Source organism: bacterium SCSIO 12827 (assembly GCA_024397995.1).
Classification (GTDB): Bacteria; Pseudomonadota; Alphaproteobacteria; order Rhodospirillales; family Casp-alpha2; genus UBA1479.
Window position 1 is genome coordinate 3,107,040 of the sequence record CP073746.1, and the last position, 19,738, is coordinate 3,126,777.

The following is a 19,738-nucleotide window of genomic DNA, read 5'->3' on the forward strand; positions in this document are numbered from 1 at the left end:
CCTACTCACATATCCGTTCGAACAGAGACGCCAGGGTGACCGCCAGAGTGATCGCGACCAGCCGCTGGACGACGAAAGCCCCCTGCGTCTTCGGGTGGCTCCAGATCATTTCGGCATTCCGGCGGGCGCGGTCCCAGACCGGACGGGGAACCTCGACAGGCCGCGGCGGCACATGATCCGCACCGGGGAAGGGAATGACCTCGCAGCGATGGTCGTTGTTCGATGCCTCGCGGGGACGCCCCCCCAGGCCCAGCATGCGATGCAGTTTTCCCGACGCGGGCGGGCCGATGAAGAAATAGCCGAACCAGAACCGGATGTCCGACGGCACCATCGTCAGCCCCCCGCGCTGTTCCATATCTGCGGACCGGCGGCGCTTGCCGCCAAGCGCGGCCGCGCCAAATTCTGCGCCGCGAAGTCCCAGTTGATGAGGTGGCCCATGACCGCGGCCACGTAATCGGGCCGCCGGTTCTGGTAATCCAGGTAATAGGCGTGTTCCCAAACGTCGATTGTCAGCAGTGGTGAAAGCCCGTGCATGATCGGCGTCTCGCCGTTGGGCGTATGCATGACCGCCAGCCCGGGGCCGTCGATGACCAGCCAGGTCCAGCCGCTGCCGAACACGCCCAGGGCGGTGCGGGTGAACACATCGACAAATTCGTCATGGCTGCCGAACGTCGCGTCGATGCGTTTCGCCAGATCGCCATCGGGCCGGCCGCCGCCGTCCGGGCGCAGGCAGCGCCAAAAGAACGCATGGTTCCACGCCTGCGCCGCATTGTTCAGAAGGTCCCGCTGATGGGCATTTTTGGCGGCCTGCTGAATGATCTGTTCCAGCGGCATATCGTCCATGCGGATTTCCTTGGCCAGGACCTTGGCCTTGTCCACATAGGCGCGGTGATGCCGCCCGTGGTGGGCTTCAAGGGTCGCGCGCGACATATGCGGCTCCAACGCGTCATAGGCGTAAGGAAGGCTGGCATGGGTAAGCTGCATACGGTCGTTTCCTTCGGTCTAAGGCGCGCTTCCTACCCGGAAGCGGCACCTGCACATCTCTGCGTGGTGACCTGAAAAGGGTACGACTTGGCTTTTATATCTTGCAAACGATAAAAAATTGTCGATTAAATCGAATATAGCGATATAAATGCAATCGCCGATCAAGGGTCTTGCGATGGATACCGAACTCGCCCGCACCTTTCTGACCGTGATCGACGCCGGTAATTTCATCGGCGCGGCGGACCGCCTGCACGTCACCCAATCGACGGTCAGTGCCCGCATCCATTCATTGGAAGAGCAATTGGGCTGCAAGCTGTTCGTGCGCAACAAGGCCGGGACGGCCCTGACCCCGGCCGGGCATCAGTTTCAGAAACACGCGGCGGTGCTGGTGCGCACGGTCGAGCACGCCCGCCAGGACGTGGGCATTTCCAGGGGCTACCGGGCGTCACTCACGGTTGGGGGGCGGTTCGGGCTGTGGGAACGCCTGTTGCTCCGCTGGCTGCCGCTGATGCGCCAGACCGCCCCCGATGTTTCGGTCCGCGCGGAGATCGGGTTCGAAACGGACCTCATGCAGGGCCTGATCGAAGGCCGCCTCGACATCGGCGTCATGTACACGCCGCAAAGCCGCCCGGGCCTGACCGTCGAGGCCCTGATGGAGGAAAGCCTGGTCATGGTTTCGAGCCGGCCGACGGCGCGGGCGGAACCGGATGCCGATTATGTCTATGTCGACTGGGGGCCCGAATTTTACGCCAAGCACAATGCGCGGTTCCCCGAATTCGTGGGTGCCGGGATCACCGCCAACATCGGCTGGCTCGGCCTGCAGCACGTATTGCAGTTCGGCGGGTCCGGATACTTTCCGATCCGTCTGGTGCAGCCCTACCTGCAGGATGGGCAACTGCACCGGCTGCCCGATGCGCCGACCTTCCCGTTGCCCGCCTACCTGGTCTATTCCAGCGACGCGGACCGGCGCCTGCTGGAACCGGCGCTTGAAGGCATTCGCCGGGTCGCGGCGGAAACAGCCTGATGCCCCAGCGCCGTGTCGTCACTCCACCGCAATCAGCTTTCGGATCATGTCCTTGCTGGAGATGAGGTCCGCCAGCGTGTACCGCCCGAGGCTTTGGAAGAATGCCTTCTGTGCCTCGGCAAGGGCATTGCTGAGAGAGCAGAACGGTGACAGCCTGCATTCGATGGCCGCGCAGTCGATCAAGGGGGTTGTCCCCTCAAGCCGCGCCATGACGTCGCCGACATTGATCTGATCCGGCGGGCGGGCAAGCTCCATGCCGCCACCCTTGCCTTGAAAGGTATTGATGAAGCCAGCCTTGCCCAGTTCGTGAACGACCTTGCGCAGATGTTCGTGCGAAATGTTGAAGTAGGCGGCGATCTTGGACAGCGTGCCCCGTTCATCGGGACGCGCTGCCAGATACAGAAGAACGCGCAGGGAATAATCTGAATGACGGCTTAAATGCATACGCCGGATTATAGATCACACAAAAGGATGCCGCCACTCGCAACACCCGCCCTCCGCCGGAGCGGGAGCGCCTAGGGCGACACCGGGCGCTCTCGCACCCGGTGCCGCCGTTCGGCCGATGGGACGCCCCGGATCAAACGCGGTCAGCGGCGAAGCTCCGGGAACGTGCCCTCGTGTTCGGGAACGTCATGGATCCCCGGCCCCTTGGTCATGCTTTCCGAATAATAGAAATCAGCGTCGTAGGCCTTGTCCTTCCAGACGTACCAGTCGTCGGTTTTGATGCCTTCGTATTCGATGACCAGGACAGACCCGCCCGGCGCCTTGCCGTTGTTGGAGGTATGATGCTCGATATGGTCATGGGCGATCCAACGCCCGGGGTTATTCATACGCATGATGACGTCGTAACGCTCCCCGGGGCTCAGGTGAATGACGTCTGCCTCATAGGGTGAAGCCAACGGCAGGCCGTCCTTATGGGTGACCAGCATGTCATGGCCATGCGGGTGGAAGGCCACATCAAGCGTGGCGGCGATCAGGCGCAGACGCAGGACGTCCCCCTTCTTGACCCTGAGCGGCTGCGTCGTCGGGAAGGATTTTCCGTTGATTGAGAAATACGTGATCGGCTCTCCCGGATGGCCACCCTTGCCATATTCCTGCGCGACCTCAGGGTTCCAGCCGGAGAACATCAGGATGGCCTCCTTGGTGACTTCCTTCTCGATGGGGATCGGCTCCTTCGGATCGATGATGAAGGGGCCCCACATGGCCCGCAGGCCCACGTGTTCGGGAACGTTGACGTGGCAGTGGTACCAAAGGGTGCCCACCTTGTCGGCGATGAAGCGATAGGTGAAGTTTTCGCCCGGCTCGATCGCCTTCTGCGTCACATTGGGCACACCATCGCTGCGCCAACTGTTGGTCTGGTACATGCCGTGCCAGTGAATCGTATGGCTGAGCGTTGTGTTGTTGGTCACCGTGACCTCGACGTCGTCTCCTTCCTTCACCCGCAGCAGCGGGCCCGGGACTTGCCCGTTATATGCCCAGACCTTGTATTTCAGGCCCGGTGCGACATCGATGGTTACTTCCTCGATCGTCATGTCGAAATGGCGGGCCTTGGCCCAGGCACCGGCGGGCAACAGCCCGCCCAGCGCCAAGGCAAGAATGAGCACTCCTAATCTTTGCATGTCATGTACTCCTATTTGGCGCCGGCACAGCAGAGTTCGCGCAGGTAGGCGACCACGTCGTGGATTTCGGCATCTGTCATGTTGCCGTCCCAGTTGGGCATCAGGATTGACTTGTTGACCGCCTGACCGCCTTCCTTGATCGCCTTGAACAAGTCGTCGTCGGTACGGGCCGACATTTCCGCCCGGTCCCGGTGATTGCGCGGCTGGACGGAAAGCTGGGGTGCGTTGATGCCCTTTCCGTCGCCGGACAGGCCGTGGCACTGGGTACAGTAAACCCGGTAAAGAGCCTTGCCGTGCGCCGCATCAGCAGCCGGTGCCGGCCGCGGATAAAGGATCGATCCGCACAGAAATACAGCCAGTATGAAAAGCTTGTTCATTTCGCCTTCTCCGGTTTTTCGCCGATGGTCCGCAGGTAATTGGCCAGCTTGTGAATCCCGGCCGTATTCAGATGCTTGTTCGGCATCAGAGTCCGAGGCTCCCAAGCTGCCGGGTCGCGGATGTAGGACACGATGAACGGCGGCTGGAGGCGCTGCCACGCGGTGTAGAGCTCGGGGCCGGAAAAGCCCCCGTACTTGGGCGTGTCCTTGTGGCAGCCGCTGCAACCCTTGAACTTGACGAAGTCCATGGCCCCGATCCGGGCCGACACGCGGCCGGGGGTGTAGTCTTCTTTCGCCAAGAGGGCCGCATTCGGTGTCAGGGTCATCAGGTAGTCCGCGATCTGTTTCGCCGCCGGCGCATCGACCACTGGGTGGTCGGACAGGGACGCCGCATCAACGGCATCCCCCTCCGGCCCCTTGGCGGCATGGTCAGGGGCGAAGTCTCCGGCCGGCCGGATGCGGGTCGGTTTCTGCAGCCAGGCCTCCAGCCAGTCCCGGCGGAACTTGTTGCCGGCAAAGAAAAGAGGCGGCCCCTTCCGAGTTTGTCGCGCCGCCAGATCAGGGCTCACCGGCCCTGACATCTGATGGCATACCGCACAGTCCTTTTGGATACTCGCCGGCGCCTCGGCCGCCAGGGCCGAGGTAACGGACAGCGCGGTCATCAGGGCCGCGCCGCCAAGTGCGATAACCTTTCGCATGGGGTGCTCCTGTTCTCAGCGCAGAATGAGATTGCCGTTCTTGCCCTTGTCCGGGTTCGCGTCCTTGAAGTTCATCAGCACGGAGATCGCGCCGTTGAGAGCGTGCTTCATCCGGTGGTCGACAATGGCGTTATTGGTCGCACGGTCGGCCGGCGGAACGATGTCGAAGGTCATTGCGTGGGCCGGCGGCACTTCCGCCGTTTGCAGGCTGTAACGCAGGTTTTTCGGATTGCCGTTGTCCCACACCCGGTCCCAGATGCCGGCGATCGGATGAAACGCCGCGGCTTCGTTGATCATCGCATTGACGAAGAAAATGCGGACACGCTCACCCGGCTTCGCTTCCAGGGTCAGGGCGGCGTTGGGATCGTGCACCGGGTCGTAGTGGAACAGCTTGCCGTTCACGAGGGTGCCGACCCATTGCTTGTTCATCGCCCGGTCCTGGGCGCTGGTGCCGTCTTGGAACAGATCGCCGTGGACCAGGACGTATTCGCGATCCGGCTTGGGATAGGCATCCGAATAGCCTTCCTTGGGATCGACGATGATCACGCCGTACATGCCGCGCGAAATATGCTCGGCCATGGAACTGGCGCCGCAGTGATAGATGAAGACGCCGGGATGGTTCGCCTTGAACGTAAACTGCTTGGTGTCACCGGGGCGGACTTCCGAGAACTCATCCAGGACGTCGACGACCGCCGCGTGGAAATCCATGGAATGGCTGTTCTTGTTGGACTTCTGATTGAGGAGCGTGAAATCGATTTCGTCCCCCTCCGTCACGCGAACCAGCGGACCCGGAACGGTGCCGCCAAAGGTCCACATGCGTTGCGTCGTGCCCTTGTTGTCGATCGGCAGTTCCTTTTCGATGACGGGGATGTCGACCTTCACCGTCTTGGCGACGGCAGGCATGGAAACGACCGACAGCAGCCCGGCCGCGGCCAGACCGAGCCCCAGCGCCCAGGCGCGGCATGCGTTGTTACGTGGAAGGTTCATAGGTGTCTCCTATTTGATGGATTAATAATACATGTTCAATATCTTCCTATTTGATGGATGTCAAATACATGTTACTGACCACCTCTCCTCGGCACCAACGCCCGGCAGCATATCCACCGACTGGAAACCTGGTTTCTGGGCAATTCGCCAGCCGTGACGTGATGCTTGAACGTCCCTTCGACAACGATTATGCTGCACTGCAACAACGCATCCGCAACGATGGGGCTGTGTCTTGGATCAACCTTCCCTCAAGGGGGAGAAATTCACGCTCCATGTCGGATTCAAAACTCAGCATTGTCGTCATTGATGAAGACCCTGTCCGCGCCGCCATCTTGATGGACGGGCTGGCCGAAGCCGGCCATGCGGAAGTCGCTCTTATCGACAACGTGAACAATCTCCTGAAAAAGATTTTCGCCATCGATCCGGACGTCATTCTGATCGATCTGGAAAACCCGTCGCGTGATTCACTCGAGCAGATGTTCCAGGTCTCGCGCGAAGTGCGCCGGCCAACAGCCGTCTTCGTCGACGAGACCGACCGCGCCATGACCGACGCCGCCATCGACGCCGGCGTCAGCGCCTATATCGTCGATGGTCTGAAGAAAGAACGCGTCAACCAGATCGTCGACCTGACCATTTCGCGCTTCAATGCCTTTTCACGCCTGCAATCGGAATTGTCGGCCGCCAAGACGGCGCTCAGTGAACGCAAGATCATCGAGCGGGCCAAGGGCATCTTAATGCAGACCCGCGGCATGTCCGAGGAAGAGGCCTATGCCGCCCTCCGCAAGACCGCCATGAACGAAAAGAAGCGCATCGTCGATATCGCCAGCAGCCTGGTGACGGCGGACCGCATCGCATCGTAACGCCAGAGGGATGGAGACCAGGGTGCTGGATAGTCAGGGGGAGAAAATTTTGGACGGACCGGGTGGGATGGCGCCGCCGGAGATTTCGATCGTCCACGCCGGGATCATCCCGTTGCTGGATTGTGCCCCCCTGGTCGTCGCCGCCGAATTCGGCTTCGCCGAAAAATACAACCTGCATCTTGAAATCTCCCGCGAACAATCCTGGGCCTCGATCCGGGACAAGGTGACCATCGGCCATCTGGACTGCGCTCATATGCTGGGGCCCATGGTCATCGCCTCGACACTCGGCATCGGCCATGTCCGCACGCCGCTGATCGCGCCCATGGCGCTTGGCCTCAACGGCAACGCCATCACCGTGTCCAACGACCTGCACGACCGCCTGATCACCGCGGGGCTGGATGGCGGCGACGTGCTGTCGGGTGCCAGGGCGCTGAAAACCGTGATCGACGCCGATCGCGCAGCCGGCCGTCCGCCGCTGACCTTCGGCGTGGTGTTCCCGTTCTCGGCCCATAATTACGAGCTTCGCTGCTGGCTCGCCGCCGCCGGCATCAACCCGGATTTCGACCTGCGCCTGGTCGTCATCCCCCCGCCTCTCATGGTCGCCAACCTGGATCAGGGCCTGATCGAGGGATTCTGCGTCGGCCCCCCCTGGAACGCCGTGGCGGTCGAAGCCGGGGTCGGCGAGATCGTCGCGACGAAATCCCAAATCTGGCACAACGGGCCGGAAAAGGTGCTGGGCGTGCGGGCAACCTGGGCGGCGGCCCATCCGCACACCCTGAACGCACTGATCCGGGCCCTGGTCGAAGCCGCGCAATGGATCGAGCAGCCTGAAAACCGCCTCGCCGTGGCCGAAACCCTGGCGGCCCCCCATTACCTGGGCATCAACGCCCCCATTCTGGCCCAGGCCATGGCAGGAGACCTGCCCGGTCGAACGCCGGACGGGATAATCAGCGATCCGGATTTCATCACCTTCTTCCGCGACGACGCGACCTTCCCCTGGCGCTCCCACGCCGCCTGGTTCGCTGAACAGATGATCCGCTGGCGCCAGATTGATCAGGACACGGACGTCTGCGCCCTGGCCGAACAGGTCTACCGCCCCGACATCTACCGGAACGCGGTGCGCCCCCTCGGGCTCAGCCTGCCTGACGCGGACTGGAAATCGGAAGGCACAGGGGCGTCCCGGGGTCGGTTTTTCGGTGATGCGGTTTACGATCCGGAATGCCGCTGACGGCATAAATAAACGATTAAAAAATAATCGTTGTAAATTTTTTGACTAAATTATAATCATAAATTGAATATCCCGGTAATGGCGATACGCCTAAGCCCTTGATATTCAAGTCAATGGAATCTGGCATGTCTTGTGCATTTCAGCATACCGGTGATGAGGCGCCGATGACCGCCGCCCCGTCCGTTATCAGGCTCGCCGAAGAGCTCTCTTAACCGAAACAGATCGCGTCCGTCGATGGACGCAGAGCGTCGTCGCTCAGACGGGATGCAGATGCATTCCGCAGCGGACTTCCTGTTTCTGCACGAGGGCACGACATGTTCGACACGATGCGGGCATTCACAAGGGCAAAGGCTCCGGCGACGGCGGTGGACAATGGGCCTCCGGCCGATACCGCGTCCCCCTCAGACGTCCCCCCGACCCTGGTGATCGGCGCCGGCCCGGCAGGGTTGCGCGTTGCCGAGGAACTGTCCCGTGCGGGCGCCCCCGTCGTGTTGTTCAACGCCGAGCGCTGGCATCCCTACAACCGCATCAAGCTGACCCCCTTTCTAACCGGCGAGGTCCAGATCGGACAGGTCTACCAGCCGCAGAACGCCATCACGGACGCCGGCATCAGCCGCTACGACGGCCTGCGTATCCGCGAAATCGACCGTGATAACCGCGTTGCCGTCGACGATTACGGCCGGGCATGGCCGTTCAGCCATCTGGTCATCGCCACCGGGTCGCGCCCGCATGTGCCGGACATTCCCGGCTGCACGCTGGATGGCGTTTACACCTTCCGCAATTTCGACGACGTCGAACGCCTGGTCGCGCGGTCCTACCGATCCACCCGCACGGTGGTCATCGGCGGTGGTCTGCTGGGGCTGGAGGCCGCCCGCGGCATGTCGTCCAAAGGCGTCGAGGCCTGGGTGCTGGAACACGAAAGCCGCCTGTTGCCGCGCCAGTTGGATCAGGCGGCGGGCGATCTGGTCGCCGCCGGGATGGAACGCCTCGGCATCACCGCGCGCACCCTGACCCGGGTTCAGGCGGTTGAAGGCAACGGCCGGGTCGAACGCGTGGTGCTGTCCTCCGGCGAGGTCATCCCCTGCGATACCGTGATCGTCTGCGCCGGGGTGCGCGCCAATCTGGAGATCGCGCGCAACGCCGGACTGGCCGTGGGCCGGGGCATCACCGTCGACGCCCATATGCGAACCGACGATCCGGGCATCTACGCGGTCGGCGAATGCGCCGAATTCGACGGACATTGCTACGGCTTGGTCGGACCCGGCCTGGAACAAGCCCAGGTCTGCGTCGACCATATCCTGGGACGCAAGGGCACGGATTATGCCGGCAGCCTGCCGGCGACGCGGCTCAAGGTCGTGGGCATCGACGTATTTTCCATGGGCGAAGTCGAACAGGTCGACGGCGACACGCGCCTGAATTCTGTTTCCTGGTCGGACCCAGCGGCGGGCCTGTACCGCCGCGTCATCGTCCGCCGGGGCCGGGTGATCGGCGCCATCGCCATCGGCAAATGGGCCGAAATCAACCAATTGCAGCAGATGATCAAAACCCAGGCACGGATCACGCCCTGGCGGTTACGCCGTCTGCGTACGACCGGCCTGCTGATGAAGGGCGAAGCGCCGCAATCCGTGCGCGACTGGGCCGATGCCGCGACCGTCTGCAACTGCACGGGCGTGACCCGTGGCATGCTGGGCCAGGCCATGGCGGCCGGCTGCACGACCTTGGGCGACCTGCAGCGCGCGACCTGCGCCTCCACCGTCTGCGGCACCTGCCAGCCGCTGCTGCAGGATCTTCTGGGGGCGGACGCCAAGGCCGAGCCCGTGGGCTGGTCGAAATCTCTCCTCGTGTTCTCAGGCCTGGCCGCCCTGCTGGCCCTGGTCACGGCTTTCGTGCCCGCCTGGCCCTATTCGGGGAGCGTGCAGGACAAGCTGCGTGTCGATCTGCTGTGGATTGATCCGCTGATCAAGCAGATCTCGGGCTTCACCCTGCTGGGCTTCATGGTCATTGCCGCCGTCATCGGCCTGCGCAAGCGAATCAAGATGTTCGCCAGGTTGGGCGGCTACAACGGCTGGCGTCTGGTGCACGGCATTGTCGGTGCCCTCCTGATCGCCGGGCTGTTCGTGCACACGGGCTTTCACCTGGGCGACAACCTGAACGGTTGGCTGATGGGCGCTTTCCTGGCGCTGTCGGCACTGGGCGCACTGGCCGGTCTCGTCACCGCCGTGGAACACCGGCTGCTCAACGGTCCCTTGAAGGGAACGAAGACCGCCCCCCGGGCAGTGCCGACCTGGGCGCATATTCTGCTCCTGTGGCCCATCCCCCTGTTGTTGGCGGCGCATGTTGCGACCGTCTATTTCTACTGAGGGGCCGGGGATCATGCGCAATAGGATTCTCTGGCTGGTCTGGATCACCGCAACCCTCGCGGGCGGCGTCGCGGTCGCCGCGGTCATGTATTACGGCGGCGATCTCCGTTCCGTGTTCCTGATCGGCAAGACGACGTCCGGCCACCATCAGATCGAAATGGCCTGCGACGCCTGTCACACAAACATGTTCGGCGGCATTGATGCCCTGCAGAAAGGCTGCGTCACCTGCCACGGCGACGAGTTGAAGGCGGCCAACGATTCCCACCCCCGGTCCAAATTCGTCGACCCGCGCAACGCCGACCGGGTCGCCGTGCTGGACGCACGCTATTGCGTGACCTGCCACCGCGAACACCAGCCTGGCATTACCAACGCCATGGCCGTGACCCTGCCCACGGATTACTGCGCGCTCTGCCATCAGGACGTCGCGAAAAACCGGCCCAGCCACGAAGGGCTCGCCTTCGACACCTGCACCAATTCCGGCTGCCACAACTTCCATGACAACCGCGCCCTCTACGAAGATTTTCTGGAAAAGCGCCATGCGGAGCCCGATTTCAAGGAGGTCCTGCTTGTCGCCCTGTCCAACTGGACCCCGCCCGCGGATCAGCCCAAGCCCGAACGCAAGGCGCTGGCGGCCCTGGATGCCGACGCCCCCGCAGACCGCCGGGGTGCCCTGAAGCATACCGCCGATTGGGCCCTGTCCGGCCATGCGGCGGCGGGGGTGAACTGTTCCGGCTGCCATCAGCCGCGCAAGCGCACCCGCCCCGACGAATGGGTCGAAGCCCCGGGCGCCAAGGTCTGCGCCACCTGTCACACGGCCGAGGCCAAGACCTTCACCGAGGGCAAGCACGGCATGCGTCAACGCGACGGGCTCTGGGTGTCGCGCAAGGACGATTTCCTGGGCCTGTTCGAGGACAAGGGCCTGCCCCCCATGACGCCGGCCCTGGCCCGCATTCCCATGCAGGACGACGCGCATGCGACCGCGCTGACCTGCAACACCTGCCACGGCGCCCATAAATACGACGTCAAGTTCGCACAGATCGAAGCCTGCGAAAGCTGCCACGCCGACGACCACACCAAGGCCTTCCGCATGTCGCCGCATAATTCGCTGGTCGACCGGGAAGCCTCGGGTGACCTGCCCAAGGGGTCGGGCGTGACCTGCGCCACCTGCCATATGCCCAAGCACCTGGCGCGTGACGATTACGGCACCGAACAGGTCTTCGTCACCCATAACCAGAACGACAACCTGCGGCCCAACGAAAAGATGATCCGCACGGTCTGCGCCGATTGCCATGGCCTGCGTTTCACCATCGACGCATTGGCCGATCCGGACCTCATCAAGAAAAACTTCAAAGGCAAGCCCGCCCACCATGTCGAAAGCATCGACTGGGTGGAAAACAGGATGCGGGAACGGGCGCGCCGCCAGCAGCAGTAAATCCCGCGTTCATCGAGACAGGAAGACAACAAGGAGATGACCATGACCAAGAAACTGACCATCGCCGCCTCGTGCACGGCGCTCGCCTGTGCGGGCGTGCTCGCCATGGGGCTCGGAAGCCCGGCCAAGGCAGGCCTGTTCGGCAGCGACGACAAGAAAGGCGTGTCCTACGAAACCTTCACCGACATGCTGCATCTCGTCATGGCGTCGGACCGTGAGGTCTACACCAAAATGGTCGTCGGACGTTTGGCCGCCAAGGAAAAGGTGATCAAGGCGTCCGAACACTTCGAGGACGAAAAAGCCCTGCCCCTGCCGGCGCAGATGTTCCGCTTCGGCTCGGAAAAGGTGTCGAGCAAGACAGATAAGTTCACTTATCAGCTGCTGTCGCTCTGGCCGATCAACAAGCAGAACGCGCCGCGCACCGACATCGAGAAAAAGGGCCTCGCCTTCATTGCCGAGAACAAGGGTGAAAAGCCGTTCTATGGGGAAGAGGAACTGGGCGGCAAAAAATACTTCACCGCCGTCTACGCCGACGTCGGCGTGGCCGCCCCCTGCATCAATTGCCACAACGCGCACAAGGATTCGCCCCGCACCGATTTCAAGATGGGCGAGGTGATGGGCGGCGTCGTGATCCGCGTTCCCATGAACTAGTCCGGCCCGGCCCGGCGCCGTTTCGGCTGCCGGGCCGCAGGCGGACGCAAGACGTCACGAAAGGAAAAGACATGACACCCGAACAGATCAAACTGGTCCAGGACAGCTTCAAGTCCGTCATCCCCATCGCCGATACGGCCGCCGACATTTTCTATGGCCGCCTGTTCGAGGTGGCGCCGCAGCTGCGTCCCATGTTCCCGCAGGACATGACCGAGCAGAAGAAGAAGCTGATGCAGATGATCGGCGTCGCCGTCACCAACCTGCATCAGGTCGACACCATCGTCGCCCCGGTCCAGGACCTGGGCCGCCGCCACGTCGGCTACGGCGTCAAAGACGAACATTACGACATCGTCGGCGGCGCTCTCTTGTGGACCCTGGGCAAGGGCCTGGGCGATGCCTTCACGCCCGAGGTCGAAACCGCCTGGGCCGAGGCTTACGGCCTTCTTGCGTCCGTCATGAAGGACGCAGCGGCGGAGGCGGCGTGAGCATCCAGCCGATCATCGACGCACGGCCGGCGGCGCATGTCGCCGGCCGCCGCGCCGGCGGACATGCTTGAAGCGGAGGAGAGATTTCCATGACTAAGAAACTCGTCGTCATCGGCAACGGCATGGCGCCGGGGCGGGTGCTCGACCATTTGTTCGACAAGGCCCCCGACGCCTATCAGGTGACGATCTTCAACGCCGAACCCCGCGTCAACTATGATCGCATCATGCTGTCGCCGGTGCTGTCCGGGGAAAAGGCCTATGAGGACATCATCATTCATGACGACGCCTGGTACGAAAGCCATGGTGTGACCCTGCATAAGGGCAAGAAGGTCATGGAGATCGACCGCGCCGACCGCAAGGTCATCGCCGCCGACGGCACGGTGGCGGAATACGACAAGCTGCTGATCGCCACGGGATCGTCCCCCTTCGTCATTCCCGTGCCGGGCAAGGACCTGGCCGGCGTCGTCACTTACCGCGATCTGGACGATGTCGACGCCATGCTGGACGCCGCCAAGTCCGGCGGCCATGCGGTGGTGATCGGCGGCGGGTTGCTGGGGCTGGAGGCCGCCTACGGTCTGAAGCGCCAAGGCATGGACGTCACGGTCCTGCACCTGATGCCGACGCTGATGGAACGGCAGTTGGACCCCAGCGCCGGATACCTTCTGGAAAAGGCGCTGATCGACCGCGACATCAAGATCATCACCCGCGCCAATACCAAGGAAATCACCGGCCGTGACGGCAAAGTCGCGGGCGTGGTGCTGGAAGACGGTACGGAGCTTCCCGCCAACATCGTGGTCATGGCCGTGGGCATCCGGCCCAGCGCCCAGTTGGCCGACGACGCGGGGTTGGAGGTCGGGCGCGGCATTCTGGTCGACGATCATCTGGTGACCTCCGATCCGGACATCCTGGCCGTCGGTGAATGCGTCGAACACCGAGGGCAATGCTACGGCCTGGTCGCCCCCCTCTACGACATGGCCAAGGTCATCGCCGCCAACCTTGCCGGGGACGCGGAGCCGGAATACACGGGCTCGGTCACCGCGACAAAGCTGAAGGTCACGGGGATAGATTTGTATTCGGCGGGCGACTTCGCCGAGGCCGAGGATCGCGAGGAGATCGTCCTGCGCGACGCCGCCGGCGGCGTCTACAAGCGTCTGGTGCTGAAGGACAACAAGATCATCGGCGCGGTTCTGTACGGCGACACGGCCGACGGGGCCTGGTTCTTCGACATGCTGAAGAAAGGCACGGACATTTCCGACCTGCGGGAAACCCTGATCTTCGGCCAGGCCTATGCGGGGGGCGCCCCGCTGGACCCTACGGCGGCCGTTGCAGCCTTACCGGATGACGCGGAAATCTGCGGCTGCAACGGCGTGTGCAAGGGGGCCATCGTCCAGGCCATCACGGAAAAAGGCCTGACCGGCATCGACGGCGTGCGCGCCCATACCAAGGCGTCCGGCAGCTGCGGCACCTGCACGGGGCTGGTCGAACAGTTGTTGAAGGTCACCCTGGGCGACGCCTTCCAGCCCGATGCCGTGCAGCCCATGTGCGGCTGCACGGATCTGGGTCACGACGACGTGCGGCGGCTGATCGTCGCCCAAGAACTGAAATCCATCCCGGCCGTCATGCAGGAACTGAACTGGAAGACGTCCTGCGGCTGCGCCAAGTGCCGCCCGGCCTTGAATTATTATCTGCTGGCAACCTGGCCCGGGGAATACGTGGACGACAAGCAATCCCGCTTCATCAACGAACGGGTTCACGCCAATATTCAGAAAGACGGCACCTATTCCGTGGTGCCGCGCATGTGGGGCGGCATCACCACGCCGGACGAACTGCGCGCCATCGCCGACGTAGCCGACAAGTTCCAGATTCCGACGGTCAAGGTCACCGGCGGCCAGCGCATCGACCTTCTGGGCGTCAAGAAGGAAGACCTGCCCGCCGTCTGGGCAGACCTGAACGCGGCGGGCATGGTCTCGGGACATGCCTACGGCAAATCTCTGCGCACGGTGAAGACCTGCGTCGGCACGGACTGGTGCCGTTTCGGGACCCAGGATTCCACCGGCCTCGGCATCAAGCTTGAGAAGTTCATGTGGGGCTCTTGGACGCCGCACAAGGTCAAGCTCGGCGTATCCGGCTGTCCGCGCAATTGTGCCGAAGCGACCTGCAAGGACATCGGCGTTGTCTGCGTCGACAGTGGCTATGAAATTCACTTCGCCGGGGCCGCCGGCATGCATGTGAAGGGCACGGAGCTTCTGTGCACCGTCGCGACCGAGACGGAGGTTCTGGAATACATCGGCGCGCTCACTCAGCTCTACCGCGAACAGGGCCGCTATCTGGAACGCATCTACAAATGGGCAGACCGGGTCGGCCTGGACGTCGCCCGTGAGCAGGTGGTGGAGAACGCAGCGCGGCGCAAGGAGCTCAACGCCCGCTTCGTCTATTCACAGCAGTTCATGCAGAACGACCCCTGGGCCGAGCGAGCCCAGGGCAAGGACGCGGAAGAATTCACCTCCTTCCGTCTTGGGCATTTAGGGAAAGTGGCGTGATGAACGACATGAGCATGAAAACGAAAACACAGGTCTGGATTGAAATCTGCCGACTGGAAGACATCCCACCGCAGGGGGCGCGCGTCATCCGGGCGACGCTTGGTTGCGTCGCTCTGTTCCGCACGGCGACGGACAAGGTCTTCGCGCTGGAAGACCGCTGTCCGCACAAGGGTGGGCCGCTCAGCCAGGGCATCGTGCACGAGACCGGCGTGACCTGCCCGATGCATAACTGGGTCATCGACCTGGAAACCGGCCGCGCCAAGGCACCGGACGAAGGGCGCGTGCGCACCTTCCCCGTCGAGGTGCGCGACGGCACGGTCCTTATCGACCGGGCATTGCTGGCATAGGGAGGAGCTGAACGCATGACCGACGGCACGGCGGAAACGAACGCGACCTGCACGGCAACCACCTGCCCCTATTGCGGGGTCGGCTGCGGCGTCAAGGCCACCGTGGGCGCCGACGGTGCCGTCGCCATCGCCGGTGACCCCGACCACCCCGCCAATTTCGGGCGGCTCTGTTCCAAGGGCACCAATCTGGGTCAGACGCTGTCCTACGACGACCGATTGCTGCACCCGGAGATCGGGGGGCGTCAGGCATCTTGGGACGCTGCCCTGGATCTTGTCGCCTCCCGGTTCCGCTCCGCGATTGATGAATTCGGCCCCGATTCCGTTGCCTTCTATGTTTCGGGCCAACTGCTGACCGAGGACTATTACGTCGCCAACAAGCTGATGAAAGGGTTTATCGGCTCGGGCAACATCGACACCAATTCCAGACTTTGCATGGCGTCCTCGGTCGCCGGACACAAGCGGGCGTTCGGCACGGACACGGTACCGGGGCTGTACGAAGACTTGGAGCAGTCGGACCTTGTGGTCATGGTCGGCTCCAACCTGGCCTGGTGCCATCCGGTGCTCTACCAACGCCTACAGGCGGCGCGAAAAGAACGCGGCACCCGCGTCGTCGTCATCGATCCCCGGCGCACGGCGACGGCGGAAACCGCCGACATGCACCTGGCCCTCCGGCCGGGATCGGACGTCGCCCTGTTCAACGGGCTGCTGGCCTGGTTGGCGCAGAACGGCGGGTTCGACGGCACTTTCATCGCCGACCATACGGCGGGGGTCACCGCGGCCCTGCGCGCAGCCGAGAGCGCGGACCCGGAATGGGTGGCGGCGCGTTGCAGCCTGCCGCTCGATCAGGTTCTGGCCTTCTACAAGCTGTTCGTGCGCACGGAGCGCACGGTCACCGTCTACAGCCAGGGGGTCAATCAATCCTCGGCCGGCACGGACAAGGTCAACGTTATCATCAATTGCCATCTGGCGACGGGCCGCATCGGCCGGCCCGGCATGGGGCCGTTTTCCGTGACCGGGCAGCCCAATGCCATGGGCGGGCGGGAAACAGGAGGTCTCGCCAACCAACTGGCCTGCCATCTGGAACTGGACGACCCATCCCATCGTGACCTGGTGCAGGGTTTCTGGGGCAGCCCGGTGATCGCCGAGGCGGCGGGGTTCAAGGCCGTCGACATGTTCGACGCCGTCGCTAACGGACGGATCAAAGCACTGTGGGTCATGGCGACCAATCCCGCGGTCAGCCTGCCGGACGCCGACCGGGTACGCGATGCCATCAAGGCCTGCCCCTTCGTCGCCGTGTCGGACGTGACGCGGGATACGGACACGGCGGCCCTGGCCCATGTCCTTCTGCCGGCCCAGGCCTGGGGCGAGAAGGAAGGCACGGTGACAAATTCGGAGCGCCGGATTTCCAGGCAGCGCGCGTTCCTGACAATTCCGGAGGACGTGCGCGCCGACTGGTGGATGATTTCCCAAGTCGCAGCCCGCCTGGGGCACGGCGACGCCTTCGATTATGCCCGCCCGGCCGATATCTTTCGCGAATACGCGGCCCTGACTGTCCGTGCCAACGCGGCGCTCGCGCGCGATCTCGACATCGGCGCCATGGCGGCGATCGACGATGGGGCCTATGATGCGCTGTCGCCGACCTTGTGGCCGCAGCGGGCCGAAGGGGTGTCCGAAGACCGCTTTTTCGCCGACGGCGGATTTTTCACGAATGACGGTCGCGGACGCTTCATCGCCGTCACCGACCGCGTCTCGGCCACGGCGACGGACATCGCTTATCCGCTTATTCTCAACACCGGTCGTATTCGCGATCAATGGCACACCATGACCCGCACGGGCCTGTCGCCGGCCCTATCGCAGCATCTGGCCGAGCCGTTCCTGGAAATCGCGCCCGAGGATGCGGAACGCCTGGGCCTCGGCCCGGCCATGCTGGCCCGAGTGACGAGCCCTCAGGGCGAATGCCTGGTGCGCGCCCTGATCACCCGACGCGTCAAATCCGGGCAGGTCTTCATGCCCATGCATTGGAACGACCAATGGTCAGGCAAGGCGCGGGCCGACGCCCTGGTGGCGTCCCATGTCGACCCCGTGTCCGGCCAGCCGGAAGCGAAATACACGCCGGTCAGCGTCACACCCTTCGCCGCCGGGTTCTATGGTTTCGCCGTCACAGACCGACGGCCCGACCCGGCGGGTGCCGACTACTGGGCCCTGGCCCGGGCCGAGGGCGGCTGGCGCCTGGAATTGGCGGGCGCCACGGCTCCCGAAGACTGGGCGGTTTGGGCGGCGGCGGTTCTGGGGTTTGAGGCAACAGACGACACCATCCGCGTGATGGCGAGCGAGGACCGAGCCGCCGGCGGTTATCGTATGGCCGCCTTCCGAGGTGTCGATCTGGTCGGCGCGCTGTTCGCAGCCAAAGACCCCGTTGCCGTCGACCGCGCCTGGCTGACCGGAAAGCTGACGGAAAATGTCGCCACCCTGCCAGAGCGGATCGCGATCCTGGCCGGACGTCGCGCCGCCGACAAGAACGATCCCGGCGCCATCGTCTGCACCTGCATGTTCGTCGGCGCCAACGACATCCGCCGCGCCATCCTCGACCAGGGGTGCACCACGGTCGAGGCCGTCGGGGCCTGCACGGGGGCCGGCATCACCTGCGGGTCCTGCCGCCCGGAAATCGAAGTCCTGATTGCCGATGCCGAACTTAGGGAGGCAAGCTGACATGCCGAGACAGCCAGAGGAACGCATACCCGACGCCATGGCGGACCTCGCCGTGCTGCCCTTGTTCCATGACCTGAAGGGCCGGCACGTCGTCGTCTGGGGGGCGACGGATGCCGCCGGCTGGAAGTCCGAACTTATGAGCGCCGCCGGGGCTGCCGTCACGCGGATTACGGATAACCGTCCCTGGGGCGCGAGGGACCTTTCAGGATGCGCGCTGGCCGTCGCCGACGCAGAAGACGACGATCAGGCTGCCGGCCTTGCCGCCGCCGCACGGGCGGCGGGGGTGCCGGTCAACATCATCGACCGTCCGGCCCATTGCGATTTTTCCTTCGGCGCCATCGTCAACCGTTCGCCAGTGGTGATCGGCATCTCCACCGCCGGGGCCGCCCCCGTGCTGGGGCAGGCGATCCGCCGGCGCATCGAAACCCTGCTGCCGCCGGGCATCGCCCGTTGGGCCGCGGCAGCACAAGGCCTTCGCGACCGGGTTCGCACCCTGATACCAGAAGCCTCCCGCCGACGCCTGTTCTGGCGGGCCCAGGCGGAACGTGCCTTTGCAGAACCGGACCATCCGGCACCGGAAACCCTCATGGATCCGGGCAACCTGACGATCCGCGTCGCCGGCAACGGCGGCCGGGTAACCCTGGTCGGCGCCGGGCCCGGCGATGCCGAACTGTTGACTTTGAAGGCCGTGCGGGCGCTCCAGGCCGCCGACGTGATCCTGTACGACGATCTGGTATCCGATGACGTGCTGGAATTGGCACGGCGCGAGGCCAAGCGCCTTCTGGTCGGCACGCGCGGCAATCGCCCGTCCTGCCGTCAGGAAGACATCAACGCCCTGATGGTGAAGCTGGCCGGCCAGGGCAAGCAAGTCGTGCGCCTGAAGTCAGGCGATCCCATGATCTTTGGCCATGCCGGCGAGGAAATCGCGGAACTCAAAGCCCGTGGGATCGCCGTCGACGTGGTGCCCGGCATCACGGCGGCGCTGGCCGCGGCGGCGACGCTTGGCGTGTCGCTGACCCATCGGGACCATGCACGATCCGTCCGTTTCGTCACCGGCCACGGCCATGCCGGCGGCCTGCCGGACGATCTTGACTGGCCCGGGCTGAGTGATCCCGGCACGACCCTGCTGGTCTATATGGGAAGACGCACGGCGGGGCAGTTCTCCCGCCGGCTGATCGAACACGGCCGCGCCCCATCAACGCCGGTGGTCGCGGTCGCAGAGGCCAGCCGCGCCGGTGAAATACGGACCGTGACCACGCTGGGAAAGCTCGTCGCGCAGCCGCTCAAGGAAATCGATGGACCGGTCATGTTCGGAATTGGGGAAGTGTTTTCAGATCTGGATACCGCGGGCCTGGCGGCAAATTCCGGTTTGCAGCGTGAGATCCTGTAACGCGGTTTCTCTCCGCGGCGGGCAGCAAGCAGAAAGGCTGCCCAAGA

Annotated in this window: 18 protein-coding genes; 11 read left to right on the forward strand and 7 right to left on the reverse strand. The window is 63.8% G+C overall.

The genetic code is table 11. The features are described from left to right. Position 1 precedes the first annotated feature (1 nt). Positions 2 to 355 carry a hypothetical protein gene (locus tag KFF05_14510; protein ID UTW51122.1) on the reverse strand — a complete coding sequence of 118 codons (354 nt, stop codon included), beginning with the start codon at positions 353 to 355 and terminating at the stop codon, positions 2 to 4. Beyond that, entirely contained in the window at positions 334 to 984 is a 651-nt protein-coding gene (locus KFF05_14515) for a superoxide dismutase (protein ID UTW51123.1), read from the reverse strand. The genes KFF05_14510 and KFF05_14515 overlap by 22 nt, the downstream gene beginning before the upstream one ends. A gap of 175 nt (positions 985 to 1,159) precedes the next feature. Between KFF05_14515 and KFF05_14520 the strand changes: the two genes are divergently transcribed. Continuing rightward, the gene (locus tag KFF05_14520) at positions 1,160 to 2,008 is read left to right on the forward strand and encodes a LysR family transcriptional regulator (protein ID UTW51124.1); all 849 of its coding nucleotides are present in this window, start codon (positions 1,160 to 1,162) and stop codon (positions 2,006 to 2,008) included. A gap of 18 nt (positions 2,009 to 2,026) precedes the next feature. Here the strand turns inward: KFF05_14520 and KFF05_14525 are convergent, their stop codons facing one another. The 5 genes from KFF05_14525 to KFF05_14545 form a co-directional block, all read right to left on the reverse strand. Then, positions 2,027 to 2,452, reverse strand: coding sequence for an Rrf2 family transcriptional regulator (locus KFF05_14525; GenBank protein ID UTW51125.1), 426 nt, complete (start codon positions 2,450 to 2,452; stop codon positions 2,027 to 2,029). Positions 2,453 to 2,595: 143 nt separating this feature from the next. Continuing rightward, entirely contained in the window at positions 2,596 to 3,627 is a 1,032-nt protein-coding gene (locus KFF05_14530) for a multicopper oxidase domain-containing protein (protein UTW51126.1), read from the reverse strand. Between the two features lie 11 nt (positions 3,628 to 3,638). Beyond that, on the reverse strand, positions 3,639 to 4,004 hold the full coding sequence (locus KFF05_14535; protein ID UTW51127.1) for a cytochrome c: 366 nt from the start codon (positions 4,002 to 4,004) through the stop codon (positions 3,639 to 3,641). Further along, positions 4,001 to 4,702 (reverse strand): c-type cytochrome, encoded by a 702-nt coding sequence (locus KFF05_14540; protein ID UTW51128.1) that lies wholly within the window; start codon positions 4,700 to 4,702, stop codon positions 4,001 to 4,003. Before KFF05_14540 ends, KFF05_14535 begins: the two co-directional genes overlap by 4 nt. 15 nt (positions 4,703 to 4,717) lie before the next feature. Continuing rightward, positions 4,718 to 5,689 (reverse strand): multicopper oxidase domain-containing protein, encoded by a 972-nt coding sequence (locus KFF05_14545; GenBank protein ID UTW51129.1) that lies wholly within the window; start codon positions 5,687 to 5,689, stop codon positions 4,718 to 4,720. Between the two features lie 272 nt (positions 5,690 to 5,961). Between KFF05_14545 and KFF05_14550 the strand changes: the two genes are divergently transcribed. The 10 genes from KFF05_14550 to cobA all read left to right on the forward strand — a co-directional run bounded on the left by KFF05_14550 (position 5,962) and on the right by cobA (position 19,691). Then, positions 5,962 to 6,549: an ANTAR domain-containing protein gene (locus KFF05_14550; protein UTW51130.1), complete on the forward strand. Its 588-nt coding sequence runs from the start codon at positions 5,962 to 5,964 to the stop codon at positions 6,547 to 6,549. Positions 6,550 to 6,571: 22 nt separating this feature from the next. After that, positions 6,572 to 7,777: an ABC transporter substrate-binding protein gene (locus tag KFF05_14555; protein UTW51131.1), complete on the forward strand. Its 1,206-nt coding sequence runs from the start codon at positions 6,572 to 6,574 to the stop codon at positions 7,775 to 7,777. 314 nt (positions 7,778 to 8,091) lie between these two features. After that, positions 8,092 to 10,137 carry an NAD(P)/FAD-dependent oxidoreductase gene (locus tag KFF05_14560; GenBank protein UTW51132.1) on the forward strand — a complete coding sequence of 682 codons (2,046 nt, stop codon included), beginning with the start codon at positions 8,092 to 8,094 and terminating at the stop codon, positions 10,135 to 10,137. A 13-nt stretch (positions 10,138 to 10,150) separates the two neighbouring features. Further along, entirely contained in the window at positions 10,151 to 11,569 is a 1,419-nt protein-coding gene (locus KFF05_14565) for a cytochrome c3 family protein (GenBank protein ID UTW51133.1), read from the forward strand. A 36-nt stretch (positions 11,570 to 11,605) separates the two neighbouring features. After that, positions 11,606 to 12,220, forward strand: a complete 615-nt coding sequence (locus KFF05_14570) for a DUF3365 domain-containing protein (protein UTW51134.1) — start codon at positions 11,606 to 11,608, stop codon at positions 12,218 to 12,220. Positions 12,221 to 12,291: 71 nt separating this feature from the next. Then, positions 12,292 to 12,705, forward strand: a complete 414-nt coding sequence (locus KFF05_14575) for a hemin receptor (GenBank protein ID UTW51135.1) — start codon at positions 12,292 to 12,294, stop codon at positions 12,703 to 12,705. Positions 12,706 to 12,794: 89 nt separating this feature from the next. Further along, entirely contained in the window at positions 12,795 to 15,245 is a 2,451-nt protein-coding gene (gene nirB, locus KFF05_14580; GenBank protein UTW51136.1) for a nitrite reductase large subunit NirB, read from the forward strand. Between the two features lie 14 nt (positions 15,246 to 15,259). Beyond that, a complete protein-coding gene (nirD, locus tag KFF05_14585) occupies positions 15,260 to 15,592 on the forward strand; it encodes a nitrite reductase small subunit NirD (GenBank protein UTW51137.1) in 333 nt (110 codons plus the stop codon). A gap of 15 nt (positions 15,593 to 15,607) precedes the next feature. Beyond that, the gene (locus tag KFF05_14590) at positions 15,608 to 18,301 is read left to right on the forward strand and encodes a molybdopterin-dependent oxidoreductase (GenBank protein ID UTW51138.1); all 2,694 of its coding nucleotides are present in this window, start codon (positions 15,608 to 15,610) and stop codon (positions 18,299 to 18,301) included. Beyond that, entirely contained in the window at positions 18,276 to 19,691 is a 1,416-nt protein-coding gene (gene cobA, locus KFF05_14595; protein UTW53731.1) for a uroporphyrinogen-III C-methyltransferase, read from the forward strand. The genes KFF05_14590 and cobA overlap by 26 nt, the downstream gene beginning before the upstream one ends. Positions 19,692 to 19,738: the final 47 nt, after the last annotated feature.

What these genes read in the sequence shown, in the direction of transcription:
- KFF05_14510 (UTW51122.1), bottom strand. Translation starts at nt 355, where the DNA reads ATGGAACAGCGCGGGGGGCTGACGATGGTGCCGTCGGACATCCGGTTC.
- KFF05_14515 (UTW51123.1), bottom strand. Translation starts at nt 984, where the DNA reads ATGCAGCTTACCCATGCCAGCCTTCCTTACGCCTATGACGCGTTGGAG.
- KFF05_14520 (UTW51124.1), top strand. Translation starts at nt 1,160, where the DNA reads ATGGATACCGAACTCGCCCGCACCTTTCTGACCGTGATCGACGCCGGT.
- KFF05_14525 (UTW51125.1), bottom strand. Translation starts at nt 2,452, where the DNA reads ATGCATTTAAGCCGTCATTCAGATTATTCCCTGCGCGTTCTTCTGTAT.
- KFF05_14530 (UTW51126.1), bottom strand. Translation starts at nt 3,627, where the DNA reads ATGCAAAGATTAGGAGTGCTCATTCTTGCCTTGGCGCTGGGCGGGCTG.
- KFF05_14535 (UTW51127.1), bottom strand. Translation starts at nt 4,004, where the DNA reads ATGAACAAGCTTTTCATACTGGCTGTATTTCTGTGCGGATCGATCCTT.
- KFF05_14540 (UTW51128.1), bottom strand. Translation starts at nt 4,702, where the DNA reads ATGCGAAAGGTTATCGCACTTGGCGGCGCGGCCCTGATGACCGCGCTG.
- KFF05_14545 (UTW51129.1), bottom strand. Translation starts at nt 5,689, where the DNA reads ATGAACCTTCCACGTAACAACGCATGCCGCGCCTGGGCGCTGGGGCTC.
- KFF05_14550 (UTW51130.1), top strand. Translation starts at nt 5,962, where the DNA reads ATGTCGGATTCAAAACTCAGCATTGTCGTCATTGATGAAGACCCTGTC.
- KFF05_14560 (UTW51132.1), top strand. Translation starts at nt 8,092, where the DNA reads ATGTTCGACACGATGCGGGCATTCACAAGGGCAAAGGCTCCGGCGACG.
- KFF05_14565 (UTW51133.1), top strand. Translation starts at nt 10,151, where the DNA reads ATGCGCAATAGGATTCTCTGGCTGGTCTGGATCACCGCAACCCTCGCG.
- KFF05_14570 (UTW51134.1), top strand. Translation starts at nt 11,606, where the DNA reads ATGACCATGACCAAGAAACTGACCATCGCCGCCTCGTGCACGGCGCTC.
- KFF05_14575 (UTW51135.1), top strand. Translation starts at nt 12,292, where the DNA reads ATGACACCCGAACAGATCAAACTGGTCCAGGACAGCTTCAAGTCCGTC.
- nirB (UTW51136.1), top strand. Translation starts at nt 12,795, where the DNA reads ATGACTAAGAAACTCGTCGTCATCGGCAACGGCATGGCGCCGGGGCGG.
- nirD (UTW51137.1), top strand. Translation starts at nt 15,260, where the DNA reads ATGAAAACGAAAACACAGGTCTGGATTGAAATCTGCCGACTGGAAGAC.
- KFF05_14590 (UTW51138.1), top strand. Translation starts at nt 15,608, where the DNA reads ATGACCGACGGCACGGCGGAAACGAACGCGACCTGCACGGCAACCACC.
- cobA (UTW53731.1), top strand. Translation starts at nt 18,276, where the DNA reads ATGCCGAACTTAGGGAGGCAAGCTGACATGCCGAGACAGCCAGAGGAA.